This window comes from Kitasatospora saccharophila (assembly GCF_039529925.1).
GTDB lineage: Bacteria > Actinomycetota > Actinomycetes > Streptomycetales > Streptomycetaceae > Kitasatospora > Kitasatospora saccharophila.
Genome location: NZ_BAAANS010000030.1, coordinates 1 through 13,211 on the forward strand (window position 1 = coordinate 1; position 13,211 = coordinate 13,211).

Here is a 13,211-nt window from a genome sequence, read left to right on the forward strand (position 1 = left end):
CGCCCGCGCAGGAGCCCGCCGGGGCGCCGCAGCACCCGCCGGGCCCACCACGCCACGGCCGCGCCCCGCCCCGTCCGCGCCCGGACCGGCCCCGACCCGCACCGGCCCCGGGCCCGCGCCCGTTCCCGCCCACCGGCCCGTACGGCCGGACGCACCGCCCCGACCTGCGCTTTCTCCCCTGGCCCCGGTCTCCCCGGCGGTCGGCCGTCCCGATCCGGGAAACCACCCCCGCCCGGGAGCCTCCGGCTGCGAAACTTTCACGGCCCGCCGCCCTCCGGGGCCGCCCTCCCGCCCCGGACGGTGTCCGCCCGTCGCCTCCGGGGCCGGGACGGGCCCCCGTGGCAGGCTGTCACCGACCCCGCAGGAGGTACGCATGCCCGTCCGCCCCACGCTCGACGACGACCAGCGCCGCGCCCGGCTGGCCCGGCGGCACCGGCTCGCCCCCGGCACCGCCGCCGACCGCGCCGAGCAGGTGGTGGACGACCTGGTCGCCGTGCACGGCACCGACCCCGCCACGGTGTTCCTCGCCGTGGCGGCCCGGCTCACCGCCCCGGGCACCGCCGACACCGAACGCGCCCTGTACGCCGACGGGACGGTGTTGCGCCGCCACGGCATGCGCAAGACCCTCTTCGTCGTCCCCGCCGACCTCGCGCCCGCGCTGTACGCCTCCACCACCGCGAAGGCGGCCGCCGCCGAACGCACCCGCCTGCTCAAGGACTTCGCCGCCTCCGGCCGCGACGCCGCCTGGACGGCCGCCGCGGAAGCCGCCGTACTGGACGCCCTCTCCGGCGCGCCGGACGGCCTGACGGGCAGTCAACTCGGCGAACTCGTCCCGCAGTTGCGCGAAAGCATCGACTACGGCGTCGGCACCTCCTACCAGGCCGCCCAGCCCGTCGGAATGCGACTGCTGCGCCTGCTCGGTATGGAGGGCGCCATGGTCCGCCGCCGCCCGCTGGGCGGCTGGACCAGCAGCCGGCACCGCTGGGTGCCCGGGCCGCCCGTCCCCGCCGCCCCCAGTGCCGCCGAACGGGCCGCCGCCCAGGCCGAGTTGGCCGCCCGCTGGCTCGCCTCCTACGGCCCGGCCACCGAGGACGACCTGGCCTGGTGGACGGGCTGGGGCCGGCGCGAGGTGCGCGCCGCGCTGGCCGCGTGTGCGGTAACCGAGGTCGAACTCGCCGACGGCGGCACCGGGTTCGCCCTCCCTGACGACCTCGACCCGCTCCCCACCCCCGCACCCTGGGCGGCCCTGCTCCCCGCCCTCGACCCCACCGCGATGGGCTGGAAGCACCGCGACTGGTACCTCTCCCCCGAACACCGCCCCGAACTGGTCGACCGCTCCGGCAACCTCGGCCCCACCGTCTGGTGGAACGGCCGCGTCATCGGCGGCTGGGCCCAACGCCCCGACGGCGAGGTCGTCTTCGACCTGCTCGCCGACCCCGGCCACGAAGCCCGCCGAGCCGTCACCGCCAAGGCCGAAACCCTCCGAACCACCCTCGACGACACCCGCGTGACCCCCCGCTTCCGCACCCCGCTCGAACGCCGCCTGGCGGCCTGACGGGCCGACCGGGAAACCAGGGGGTCGGCAGGGCGGCCACCAGGGGCTCGGCAGGGCGCGCACCTGCTCCTGGCTCCGTTGCCGGCACGCAGCGGCACGAACCCCCGGCGGGCTCCGGCCACCGGCCACCGGCCACCGGCCACCGGCAGCATCGCGCCAGGGCGGTGACCTGCGCGGACGGTCGGGCCAATCGGGTGAAGCGGGGCGGGCGGGCGCTCCGGCGGCGGCTAGGATCACCGAGTCTGACGGGCCGTCAGATTCCTGCGGGTGCGGTGTCCGCCGCTCCCGCCGCCGCGCCGCCGGGCTGCGCCCTTCCCCCATGCGGGCGCATCCCCACCGGGCGGCGCGCGCGCTTCCTTTCCGGGCCCCTCCAGAAACGTTTCGCCCACGCATCACCTGCCTATCCTCAAGGACGTCCCCAGCATGAGCACCACCACGACCGTCACGGCTCCGACCGACGCGGAGTTGTTGCGGGCGGCGGCCGACCACGCCCGCCACCAGGACACCGCCGCCCTGCTGAGCGCCCTGCTGCCGGGCCTGGACGGCGTCGAGCTGCGCGCGCTCACCGACCGCTGCCGCTTCGCGCACACCGCGCTGCTGGTCTTCCCGCCGGACGCCGGGGCGCTGCGGGCGATGCTCGCCGGGGCCGGGCTGGCGCCGGAGGCGGCGGCGCGGCCGAGCACGGTGGTGCGGGAGCGGCTGGCCGTGCGGCACGGCCGGGACGCGGCGGAGCTGGAGGTGGGCATCCTGCGCCCGGCGGTGACCGGCGCGGACGGGGAGCAGCGGGTGGTGGAGGTGTTCGCGCTGACCGTCCCGCCGGGTTCGGGGCTGGCCGGGCTCGCCGCCCGCGAACGGGCGGCGCAGCACGAGGCGCACCTCGGCTTCGAGGTGCGGCAGCCGGATCCACTGCTGCTGCGCGGCCTGTGCGCGCTGCTGGCCCGGCACGGCGCCCGGCCGGACGGGGGCGGCTACAACCCGCACGAGGACGGGACGGTGCTGTACTTCACGGCGCCGGACGACTCGAAGGCGGGCTGTCCGCGGATCGAGCTGTACGCGCCGGGCGACCACCGGGAGTTGCTGGCCGAGCACCTGGCCCGGCACCGTACCGAGCAGCCCGCCGAGGTGCTGCTGCGGCAGTTGACCGGTGCGTGGACGACCCAGGCGCTGGGCGCCTTCGCCGAGTTGGGCGTCCCGGAGGCGATGGACGCGCGGGTGCCGCGCAGCGCCGAGCAGGTGGCGGCGGCGGTGGGCGCGGACCCGGAGACGCTGCGGTCGCTGCTGCGCTACCTGGCGATGCTGGGCACGGTGGTGCCGGACGGCGGCGGCTTCCGGCTGTCCCCGGCCGGGGAGTTGCTGCGGGCCGACGCGGCGGGTTCGCTGCGGCCGCTGTCGCTGCTCTACGCGGGGCCGTTCTACCGCTCGTTCGGCGGGCTGGCGGGGACGGTGCGGACCGGGGAGGCGGCCTTCGACCGGCTGTTCGGCGAGAACCACTTCGACCACTTCGCCCGCGATCCCGACCTGGCCGAGCTGTTCGACCGTTCGATGGCGGCGAGCACCCGGATGTTCGACCCGCTGCCGGGGCACCCGGTGGTCCGGGCGGCGGCGTCGGCGGGCGGGCCGCGTACGGTGGTCGATCTCGCGGGCGGCACCGGCGAGTTGCTGTCCCGGCTGCTGGCCGCGCACCCCGCGCTGCGCGGCGTCCTGCTGGAGCGCCCGCACGTCGTGGACGCGGCCCGGGAGTTCCTGGACGCGGCGGGCTGCGGCGACCGGGCGCGCTGCCTGGCGGGGACCTTCGCGGACGTGCCGCCGGGCGGGGACGTGTACCTGCTGTCGCGGGTGCTGCACGACTGGGACGACGCGCACTGCCGGGGGATCCTGCGCCACCTCGCCGCCGCGATGCCCCCGCACGCGGACCTGCTGGTGGTCGAGCGCCTGCTGCCGGAGGACGGCTCCCCGTCCCTGGCCACCGCCTGGGACCTGCACATGCGCTGCAACGTGGGCGGCCGCGAGCGCACCGCCGGGCAGTACGCGCGGCTGTTCGCGGACGCCGGGCTGGAGCTGCTGCGGCACGACCCGCTGCCGCTGGACGCCCGGGTGCTGCACGTGCGCAAGTCGCCCGCCGACCGGACCGGTTGACGCCCCGCCGCGCCCCGGGCCACGCCGTTCGGGCGGCCTGCCGGACGGCGCCGGTGCGGGGGGAGGCCGTCTCGGCCGGTCCGGCGCCGGCGGCGCAGGTGGATGGCGGTGGCGTTCTTCGGCCCGGGGTCCTGACCGGGCGGGTCCGGCCTCCCGCGGTTCGGCCGCGCGTGCGCCGGGTGCGTCCGGTCCGCGCAGCGTCGGACGACGTTGTCCGGGGGTCCGGTTCCGGGTCGCTCGCCCCGCCCGGGCCCGGCTCGGCCTAGCGTGAGTGGGAACGGCGTCGGAGGGAGCGGACGGTGTTCGAACGGTTCTCGCGGGCGGGGACGGGCAGTGCGAAGTGGGCGCGGGCGGGAGCGGGGCGGATCGCCATGGGGGTGGCCGACATGGACCTGCCGGGGCCCCCGGCGGTGGGGGCGGCGCTGCGGGTGCGGGCCGGGCACCCGGCGTTCGGCTACCCGGTGGCGGAGGACGCGGACCGGGTGCTGGTGGCCGACTGGTACCGGCGGCGGCACGGGGTGGAGGTGGACCCGCGCTGGGTGATGCTGCTGCCGTTCGCCCCGGGCACGGCGGTGCGGCTGCTGCTGGAGGCGGTGCGCCCGCTGCCCGGCCCGGCGGTGTGCGTGACCCCGGAGTGGGGCGGCTTCGCCCGGGTCTGCCGGGCGGCGGGGGTGGAGCTGCGGGAGCTGCCGCTGCTGCCCACCGGCGATCCGGCCGACCCGTACCGGCTGCCGCTGGCCGGCGTCGCCGCGTCCCGGCCGGGCCTGGTCATGCTGAGCAGCCCGCACAACCCGACCGGGCGGATCTGGTCGGCCGCCGACGTCCGGGCGCTGGCCGCGGCCGCCGCCCCGGGTCTGCTGGTCTCGGACGAGGTGCACGGCGACCTGCGGCACCCGGACGCGGAGGTGCCGCAGCCGGTCGCGGTGGCGGTGACCGGCGGGGCGGCGAACGTGGTGACGCTGGGTTCGGTCGGCAAGACCTTCAACGTCTCCGGGCTGCCCAGCTGCTTCGCCCTGGTGCCGGACGCGGGGCTGCGCGAGCGGCTGACGGCGGCGATGGCGGGCTTCGGGCTGTGGGAGGGGGGCCTGCTGGGCGCGGTCGCGCAGCGGGCGGCGCTGGCGGAGGGCGGCCCGTGGCTGGACGCCGTGCTGGCCCACCTGGTGCGGGCCCGGGAGCTGGCGGTGGCCGCGCTGGGCGGTGCGGTGCTGGCCCGTCCGCAGGCTTCGTACCTGCTGTGGCTGGACGGCGCGGGGCTCGGCACCCGGGCCGAGCTGCTCACCCGCCGTGACGTCGAGCTGGCGGACGGATCCGATTTCGGACCGGCCGGTTCCGGCTGCCTGCGGCTGAATTTCGCCCTGCCACTGGACCGGCTGCGCACCGCACTCACCCGCCTGACCTGCGAAATGTCGATCCGGGCGGCACCGAGGTTTGTCCCGGAGCAGACTGAGCAGGAACAACCGGGCTCAAGTCGCGAACCGAGGGATGGTGAAACCCGGTGACATCCGTACGTCCACAGCAGGCCGCCCCGGCCGCCGATCCGATACACAGCGTGACACTTCAGGCGGAGTTGACCGAGGCGACGGCCGAACGGCACCTGGGCGCCATCTGCTTCAAGATCGGCCCGCCCGCGCTGGTCGGGGTGGAGACGGAGTGGTTCGTCCACGACGTCCGATGTCCCGGCGCCCCGGTGGCTCCCGACCGGGTGGCGGCCGCACTGGCGGCGCTCCCCGACTCGGCCGACGGCCCGGTGCTCCCGGCCGGCTCGCGGCTGACGCGCGAACCCGGCGGGCAGGTCGAGCTCAGCTCCCCGCCCGCCGCCGACCCGACCGACTGCGCGGCCGGACTGAGCACCGACCAGGCGGTGCTGCGGGCGGCCCTGGCCGCCGAGGGCCTGCGGCTGACCGGCAGCGGCACCGACCCGATGGACCGCGAGCGGCGGATGCAGGCCACCCACCCGCGCTACCGGGCGATGGGGCGCTACTTCGACCGCGGCGGCCCCTGGGGCCGGATCATGATGACCGGCACCGCCTCCGTCCAGGTCTGCGTGGACGCCGGGACCGAGGCCGAGCACGCCGCGCGCTGGCGGCTCGCCCACGACCTGGGTCCGGTCCTGGTCGGCGCGTTCGCCAACTCCCCGCTGCTGGAAGGCCGTCCGACCGGCTGGAAGTCGACCCGGCAGCTGGTCTGGTCCCGGATGGACCCCTCCCGCACGCTGGCCCCGCCGCCGACCGCAGACCCGCGCACCGCCTGGACGCGGTACGTGCTGGACGCCGCGCTGCTGTGCGTGCGCCGCCCCGACGGGCTGCCCTGGGACGCCCCGGCCGGGCTGACCTTCCGCGAGTGGCTGCGCGGCGCGGGCGAGCGGCCCGCCGAGCTGGCCGACCTGGACTACCACCGCACCACGCTGTTCCCGCCGGTGCGCCCGCGCGGCCACCTGGAACTGCGGATGATCGACGCCCAGCCCGGCGAGGGCTGGCGGGTGCCGCTCGCCCTGGTCAGCGCGCTGATGGACGACCCGCGGGCCGCCGACGAGGCCCGCGCCGCCCTGGAGCGGCTCGGCCACGCGGGCAGCCGCGCCCCCCGCTCCGGCCTGTGGCGGCGCGCCGCCGCGCTCGGCATGGCCGATCCGGACCTGCGCCGCGCCGCGCTGCTGTGCTTCGCCGCCGCCGAACGCGCGCTGTCCCGCCAGGGGAGCCAACTGCACACCGCGCTGGTCGAGTTCGCCGAACGCTACCCGGCCCGTGGCCGCTGCCCGGCCGACGACCAGCTGGCCGCCCTGCGCACCGGTCCCGCCGCCGCTCTCCAGGAGGACGTCCCGTGCTGACCGCCGAACTCACCTTCCCCCGGCCGGAGGAGACCGCGTGCTGAACGCCGACCGCACCGACCCGGCCGTGCTGCGCGAGCTGATCGCCGGCGAACTGCTGGCCGCCCGGGAGCGCACCGCGCAGCTCACCGGGGCCGTGGACGACGCCGAACTGGTCGCCCAGCACTCCCCGTTGATGTCACCGCTGGTGTGGGACCTGGCGCACATCGGCAACCAGGAGGAGCTGTGGCTGCTGCGCAACGTCGGCGGCCGCGACCCGATGCACCCGGAGATCGACCCGCTGTACGACGCGTTCGAGCACCCACGGGCCGAGCGCCCCCGGCTGCCGCTGCTGCCGCCCGCCGAGGCCCGCGCCTACGCGCACGAGGTGCGCGGCCGGGTGCTGGACCTGCTGGCCGCCTCCCCGCTGGAGGGCGCGCCGCTGCTGGACGCCGGGTTCGCGTTCGGGATGATCGTCCAGCACGAGCAGCAGCACGACGAGACCATGCTGATCACCCACCAGCTGCGCACCGGACCGGCCGTGCTGGACGCCCCGCCGCCGCCCGCCGCCACCGGGGCCCCGCTCGCACCCGAAGTCCTGGTGCCCGCCGGGCCGTTCACCATGGGCACCGACACCGAGCCGTGGGCGCTGGACAACGAGCGCCCCGCCCACCGGGTCGAACTGCCCGCCTTCTGGCTGGACACCACGCCGGTCTCCAACGGCGCCTACCGCCGCTTCGTCGCCGACGGCGGCTACGACGAGCCGCGCTGGTGGACGCCCGCCGGCTGGGCGCACCGGACGTCCGCCGGCCTGGAGGCGCCGCTGTTCTGGCAGCGGGACGGCGAGCAGTGGCTGCGCCGCCGCTTCGGCCACCTGGAGCCGGTGCCGGACGAGGAGCCGGTGCTGCACGTGAGCTGGTACGAGGCCGACGCGTACGCCCGCTGGGCCGGGCGGCGGCTGCCGACCGAGGCCGAGTGGGAGAAGGCCGCCCGGCACGACCCGGTCTCCGGCCGCTCCCGGCGCTTCCCGTGGGGCGACGCCGCCCCCGGCCCCGAGCACGCCAACCTCGGCCAGCGGCACCTGCGACCGGCCCCGGTCGGCGCCTACCCCGAGGGCGAAGCACCCTGCGGCGCGCGGCAGTTGATCGGCGACGTGTGGGAGTGGACGTCCAGCGACTTCACCGGCTACCCGGGCTTCACGGCCTGGCCGTACCGGGAGTACTCGGAGGTGTTCTTCGGCCCCGAGTACAAGGTGCTGCGCGGCGGCTCCTTCGCGGTCGCCCCGGTCGTCTGCCGGGGCACCTTCCGCAACTGGGACTACCCGGTGCGGCGGCAGATCTTCTCCGGCTTCCGCACCGCCCGCGACGCCGAACCCAGGACGGGGGCCCGGGGCTGATGTGCCGCCACTTCGCCTACCTGGGGGGGCCGGTGCCGATCCGCTCGGTCCTGCTCGACCCGCCGTACGGGCTGCTGCGCCAGTCCTGGGCGCCCCGGCTGCAGCGCTACGGCACCGTCAACGCCGACGGCTACGGCGTCGGCTGGTACGCGGCCGGGGACGAACGCCCGGCCCGCTACCGGCGGGAGGGCCCGATCTGGGCCGACGGCGACCTGGTCGACCTGGCCCGGGTGGTCGGCTCGCACGCGGTGCTCGGCGCCGTCCGCTCCGCCACTCCCGGCTGCGCGGCCGGGGCGCAGGCCGCCGCCCCGTTCGCCGCCGGGCGCTGGCTGTTCAGCCACAACGGCGCACTGCCCGGCTGGCCGCGCGCCTTCGCCCCGCTGGCCGAACTGCTGCCCGCCACCGAGCTGTTGGAGCTGGAGACGCGCACCGACTCGGCCCTGCTGTGGGCGCTGGTGCTGAACCGGCTGCGGGCCGGCGCCGAACTCGGCCAGGCGCTCGCCGACGTCTGCCTGCTCGCCTCGGAGATCGCCGACGCCCGGATCAACCTGCTGGCCACCGACGGCAGTTCGGTCGCCGCCACCGCCTGGGGCGACACCCTGTTCCAGCGCCGGGACGCGGACGGCTCGCTGCTGGTCGCCTCCGAACCCTTCGACGACGGACCCGGCTGGTCCGAAGTCCCGGACCGCACCCTGCTGGTGGCCGACGCGGCCGGCAGCGCACTCACCCCGCTGGCCCCCGTCGGCCCGCGCATCCGAGAGGACGCCCCGCGATGACCGGATACCGGCTCACCCGCCTGCTGCCCCCCGACCACCTGCACCACGCGCTGCGCGCCGACGTCCGCGAAGGGCTGAGCGGCGAACCCAAACGGCTGCCGCCGAAGTGGTTCTACGACGCCCGCGGCTCCGAACTGTTCGAGGAGATCACCCGGCTGCCCGAGTACTACCCCACCCGGGCCGAACGCGAGATCCTCACCGCCCGCGCCGCCGACATCGCCACCACCACCCGGGCCCGCACCCTGGTCGAACTCGGCTCCGGCTCCTCGGAGAAGACCCGCCTGCTGCTGGACGCGCTGCGCGCCGCCGGCACCCTGGAGCGGTACGTCCCGGTGGACGTCAGCGAGAGCGCGCTCGAAGCCGCCGCGAAGGCCCTGACCGACGAGTACCCCGGCCTCGAAGTCTCCGCCGTGCTCTCCGACTTCACCAAGAGCCTCGGCCTGCCCGACGGCGGCGGCCCCCGCCTGGTGGTGTTCCTCGGCGGCACCCTCGGCAACCTGCTGCCCGCCGAACGCACCGCCTTCCTGACCGGCCTGCGCTCCCAACTCCTGCCCGGGGACTGGCTGCTGCTCGGCACCGACCTGGTCAAGGACCCCGCGGTGCTGGTCGCCGCGTACGACGACGCCGCGGGCGTCACCGCCGCCTTCAACCGCAACCTGCTGTCGGTGCTGAACCGGGAGCTGAACGCCGACTTCGAACCCGAGCAGTTCGAGCACGTCGCACTCTGGGACGCCGAGAACGAGTGGATCGAGATGCGACTGCGCTCCCTGCGCGCCCAGACCGTCAAGGTCGCCGAACTCGGCCTGCCCGTCCACTTCGAGGCCGGCGAGGAGCTGTACACCGAGGTCTCCGCGAAGTTCCGCCGCGAACGCGTCGAACGCGAACTCTTCGCGGCCGACCTGCGCCTGACCGACTGGTGGACGGACGACGGGGGCCGCTTCGGGCTCTCGCTCTCCCGCCCCTTCGAGGACGGCTCCGACTAGGAAGACGAGAACGGCGGGGCGCGAAATCAGGGGCCCGGGGAACGGCGGGTCGATGCTGCTGACGGCCGGAGCCCATCGAAGTGTCCGTGCTGCCGCGTGTGGTGAACAGAACCGGAAGCGGATGCGCTGGGCGGCAGTGAACCTCTCGCAGCACGGACTCGCCGTTCCCCGAGCCCCTGTCGGGCCTCTCTCTTCGCCGATTATTCGTTGGCGTGGTCGCTGCCACCGTCCGGAGAATGCCCGGGTGCAGACGAATGAGCAGCGGACGGCGACCGTCGTGGTCGAGTGGCGGGGCGGGATCCTGGGAGCGGTGGGCCCGTTCGTGACGGGGTCGCCGTACTGGGCGCAGGTCGGCGAGGTGGCGGAGGCCGCCTCGCGGGCGGCGGGGGTGCCGCTCGCGGTGCTGCGGCTGCTGTCGGTGGCGGGTGGCGAGGGCGGCCGGGGCGGCGAGGTGGTGTACCTGGCGGTGGCGTCCGAGCGTCCGACCGGTGTGCTGGCCCCGGCGGACGTCGAGGAGGCCGGGCACCCGCTGCGGCTGGGCTGGGCGTCGGCGGACGGGCTGGCGGCGGAATGGGCTTGGGCGGACGGCGAGTTGGCTTCGCTGGGTCGGGTCAGGACCGGCCCGGTGGAGCAGGTGCGGAGCTGGAACCTGTCGGCGCTGTCGCGGTTCCCGACGGCCGACGGCCCGGCCTGGTTGAAGAGCACGCCCCCGTTCGCGGTGCCGGAGGCGGCGGTGATCGCCCGGGCGGGGAAGGCCGATCCGGGGCTGGTGCCGCGGGTGCTGGCGGCGGACGGGCGGCGGGTGCTGCTCGCGGACGTGCCGGGCGCGGACTGCTGGGGCGTGCCCGAGGACGGCATGCTGAGCGCCGTCGACCGCTGGGCTGCCGTGCAGGCGGCGGTGGCGGCGGACGGCCCGGACGGGCTGGCGGACTGCTCGCCGGCCGCGCTGGCGGAGCGCTTCCCGGCGCTGCTGGAGCGGCTGCGCCCGGAGCTGTCGGAGCCGGAGTACGCGCAGGCCCGGGAGCTGGCCGCGTGGCTGCCCGAGCTGGCGGCCGGTCTCGACCGCTGCGGGCTGCCGTCGACGCTGGTGCACGGCGATTTCCACCCCGGCAACTGGCGCTACGACGGCGAGCGGCCGACCGTGCTGGACTTCTCGGACGCGGCCTGGGGCCACCCGGCCCTGGACGGACTGCGGCCGCAGCCGTTCCTCTCCCCCGAACGCTGGGCGGACGTGCGGGCCCGCTGGGTCGCGGCCTGGCGCGAACTCGCCCCGGACAGCCGGCCGGAGGAGGCCCTGGAGCTGGCCGCGCCACTGGTGCACGTGCACTTCGCGCTGCGCTACCAGGAGTTCCTGGACGGCATCGAACCCAGCGAGCACCCGTACCACGCGGGCGACCCGGCCGCCGAGGTGCGGCGGGCGCTGGGCGCGGCGCTGTTCCCGACCTGCGGGTCCGAGCCGCTGGGCGCGGGGCGGGAGTTGTACCAGGCACTGATGTGGATGGGTGGCGAGGGAACGACCCCGGCGCTGCTGGAGTCGTGGGCGCAGCGGGCACTGCCCGGGTACCCGGAGCGACTGGTGGCGGCGTCCGCGTTGGCGTCGTTCACGGAGCTGCCGCGGGAGGAGCAACGGGAGCTGGAGGAGGAGTTCTACGCACTGGGCCGGGTCGCGGACGCACTGGCCCTGGACATGCAGCCGCCGTACGGTGACGGGCCGGTGCGGGACGGGGCGCGACTGGCTCTGAGCCGTCAGGGGTACGCGGCGTTCTTCGCCCGGCTCGGGATGACGGAGGTCGGCGCGGCCGACGGCTTCGACCCGTTCCTGCACGAGATCGCCGAGCTGGTGCCGGCCGAGGACCCGGACGCGCCGATCGAGCTGCTGGACGTGCTGTGGCCGGGGCTGATGCTCGGCGAACTGCTGTTCACCCGCGCGGGCGTGCGGGTCCGGGCGGGCGCCCGGGTGGCCGAGCCTGGCTGGGCGGACGCCTCGCCGGTGTACTGGGCGCACCGGCGGCGTGGTCGGCCGACGGTCGACCTCGGGCAAGGCTGGGGGTCGAACTCGCAGTGGAGCACCAGCCACCGGATGGACTTCCGGACGGCGGACGGTGACCGGCTGAACGTCGTGCCGCGCCCCGAGCGGCTGTCGGAGGGCCGACTGCGGGAGGAGCTGTCCCGGACGGAGGCCGAGGAACTGCTGCGCCACCGCTGCCTGCTGCGCCGCCCGACCGGGTTGCCGGAGCTGGTCGTGGACTCGCAGGAGGCCGCGGACTTCTGGCCGTTCCACTGGACGCTGCCGGAGCCCGGGGCGCGCACCGCCGGCTGATCGCGGCTCAGGGCAGTACGCCGCCGGTGGCGAGGGCCACCCCGAAGGCGGCGATCAGCGCTCCGGCGGCGATCAGCGCCGCCGCTCCGGTGAGGGCGCCGAAGGTGGCGAGCGCGGCGACGTGGCGGGGCCGGTCGACGGCATCGGCGGGCAGGGCGTCCTCGGGGCGGCCGGGCGGGTAGCGGACCTCGACCCGGTCGCCGACGGCGCGCGGGGTGTCGCCGTCGTCCTCGACCCGGACGGGCAGCCGGTCGGCGGTGCGGAAGCCGAGGACGGCCCGGCGGTCGGTGTGGACCTGCCGGGTCTCGGCGTGCCGGTGGGTGCTGCGGTGGGTCTCCAGGACTTCGGCCTCGGCGGTGATCCCGTGGGCGCGCAGGCGGCGCAGCCGGGCGTCGTGGCGCAGCCGTTGGACGGCGAGGGCGGTGCCGAGGGCAGCGAGCAGCAGGCCCGCGCCGCCGGCCGCCGTGCCGGCCGCCGTGTTCGCCCAGTCCATCCGTCCCCCTTGCCGCCGGTTTCCGTACGGACGGACGTGCGGAGCTGGGCCGGTGGTTCCCACGGGGGCTCAGCGCAGGCGGCGGTAGCGCAGTTCGAGGCCGTCGAGGAGGGCGTCGAGGCCGGTGTCGAAGGCACCCTCGTCGACGGCGCGGCGGTGGTCGGCGAGGCGGTGGGCGTCGCCGAGGTGGGGGTAGTCGGCGGCGGGGTAGAGCGCGGCGTCGTCGGGGAAGCCGGCGGCGAAGGAGCCGAGCGCGGAGCCGGTGACGAAGTAGCGCATCAGGGCGCCGATCCGGGTGGCCTGGCCGCGCGGCCAGCCGGCTTCGACCAGGCAGCCGAAGACGGCGTCGGCGAGGCGCAGGGCGTGGGGGCGGCGGCCGGGGCCCTGGGCGAGGACCGGGACGAGGTGGGGGTGGGCGGCCAGGGCGGCGCGGTAGGAGCGGGCCCAGGCGTGCAGGGCGGTGCGCCAGTCGTCCGGCGCGTCGAACACGGTGAGGTCGACCTCGCCCATCACACTGTCGACGACGGCGTCGAGGAGTTCGTCCTTGGTGGCGAAGTGGTTGTACAGCGAGGGGCCGCTGACCGAGAGTTCGGCGGCGAGGCGGCGGGTGGAGAGCGCGGCCAGGCCCTCGGCGTCGACCAGGGCGAGGGCGGCGGCGATGATGCGGTCCCGGTTGAGCAGCGGGGTGCGGGGTCGGGCGATCTCCGCCTCCTGGGGCGCGGACTGGCTGGGTCCGGGTCATTGTCGCA

At 76.5% G+C, this 13,211-nt stretch carries 10 protein-coding genes; 8 read left to right on the top strand and 2 right to left on the bottom strand.

The features are described 5' to 3' along the window. The first annotated feature begins 373 nt into the window (after positions 1 to 373). From ABD345_RS21890 to ABD345_RS21925, 8 genes are all read left to right on the top strand, one after another. Positions 374 to 1,555 (top strand): winged helix DNA-binding domain-containing protein, encoded by a 1,182-nt coding sequence (locus tag ABD345_RS21890; protein WP_344554192.1) that lies wholly within the window; start codon positions 374 to 376, stop codon positions 1,553 to 1,555. Positions 1,556 to 1,978: 423 nt separating this feature from the next. Beyond that, complete coding sequence (locus ABD345_RS21895) at positions 1,979 to 3,691, top strand: methyltransferase (protein WP_344554193.1); 1,713 nt, start codon at positions 1,979 to 1,981, stop codon at positions 3,689 to 3,691. A 299-nt stretch (positions 3,692 to 3,990) separates the two neighbouring features. Beyond that, entirely contained in the window at positions 3,991 to 5,190 is a 1,200-nt protein-coding gene (locus tag ABD345_RS21900; RefSeq protein WP_344554194.1) for an aminotransferase class I/II-fold pyridoxal phosphate-dependent enzyme, read from the top strand. A 50-nt stretch (positions 5,191 to 5,240) separates the two neighbouring features. After that, positions 5,241 to 6,515, top strand: a complete 1,275-nt coding sequence (gene egtA, locus ABD345_RS21905) for an ergothioneine biosynthesis glutamate--cysteine ligase EgtA (protein WP_344554195.1) — start codon at positions 5,241 to 5,243, stop codon at positions 6,513 to 6,515. A 37-nt stretch (positions 6,516 to 6,552) separates the two neighbouring features. Continuing rightward, positions 6,553 to 7,890 carry an ergothioneine biosynthesis protein EgtB gene (egtB, locus tag ABD345_RS21910; RefSeq protein WP_344554197.1) on the top strand — a complete coding sequence of 446 codons (1,338 nt, stop codon included), beginning with the start codon at positions 6,553 to 6,555 and terminating at the stop codon, positions 7,888 to 7,890. Next, positions 7,890 to 8,666 (top strand): ergothioneine biosynthesis protein EgtC, encoded by a 777-nt coding sequence (egtC, locus tag ABD345_RS21915; RefSeq protein ID WP_344554199.1) that lies wholly within the window; start codon positions 7,890 to 7,892, stop codon positions 8,664 to 8,666. The genes egtB and egtC overlap by 1 nt, the downstream gene beginning before the upstream one ends. Beyond that, the gene (gene egtD, locus ABD345_RS21920) at positions 8,663 to 9,649 is read left to right on the top strand and encodes an L-histidine N(alpha)-methyltransferase (protein WP_344554200.1); all 987 of its coding nucleotides are present in this window, start codon (positions 8,663 to 8,665) and stop codon (positions 9,647 to 9,649) included. Before egtC ends, egtD begins: the two co-directional genes overlap by 4 nt. A 244-nt stretch (positions 9,650 to 9,893) precedes the next feature. Beyond that, positions 9,894 to 11,969: a phosphotransferase gene (locus tag ABD345_RS21925; RefSeq protein WP_344554201.1), complete on the top strand. Its 2,076-nt coding sequence runs from the start codon at positions 9,894 to 9,896 to the stop codon at positions 11,967 to 11,969. Between the two features lie 7 nt (positions 11,970 to 11,976). Here the strand turns inward: ABD345_RS21925 and ABD345_RS21930 are convergent, their stop codons facing one another. Together ABD345_RS21930 and ABD345_RS21935 are read right to left on the bottom strand one after the other, a co-directional pair. Next, positions 11,977 to 12,462 (bottom strand): DUF3592 domain-containing protein, encoded by a 486-nt coding sequence (locus ABD345_RS21930; RefSeq protein ID WP_344554202.1) that lies wholly within the window; start codon positions 12,460 to 12,462, stop codon positions 11,977 to 11,979. A gap of 69 nt (positions 12,463 to 12,531) precedes the next feature. Continuing rightward, positions 12,532 to 13,164 (bottom strand): TetR/AcrR family transcriptional regulator, encoded by a 633-nt coding sequence (locus ABD345_RS21935; RefSeq protein ID WP_344554312.1) that lies wholly within the window; start codon positions 13,162 to 13,164, stop codon positions 12,532 to 12,534. Between the last annotated feature and the right edge of the window lie 47 nt (positions 13,165 to 13,211).

Excerpts from the sequence above, each read along its gene's own strand:
- ABD345_RS21895 (WP_344554193.1), top strand. The coding sequence starts at position 1,979 with ATGAGCACCACCACGACCGTCACGGCTCCGACCGACGCGGAGTTGTTG.
- egtD (WP_344554200.1), top strand. The coding sequence starts at position 8,663 with ATGACCGGATACCGGCTCACCCGCCTGCTGCCCCCCGACCACCTGCAC.
- ABD345_RS21930 (WP_344554202.1), bottom strand. The coding sequence starts at position 12,462 with ATGGACTGGGCGAACACGGCGGCCGGCACGGCGGCCGGCGGCGCGGGC.
- ABD345_RS21890 (WP_344554192.1), top strand. The coding sequence starts at position 374 with ATGCCCGTCCGCCCCACGCTCGACGACGACCAGCGCCGCGCCCGGCTG.
- egtC (WP_344554199.1), top strand. The coding sequence starts at position 7,890 with ATGTGCCGCCACTTCGCCTACCTGGGGGGGCCGGTGCCGATCCGCTCG.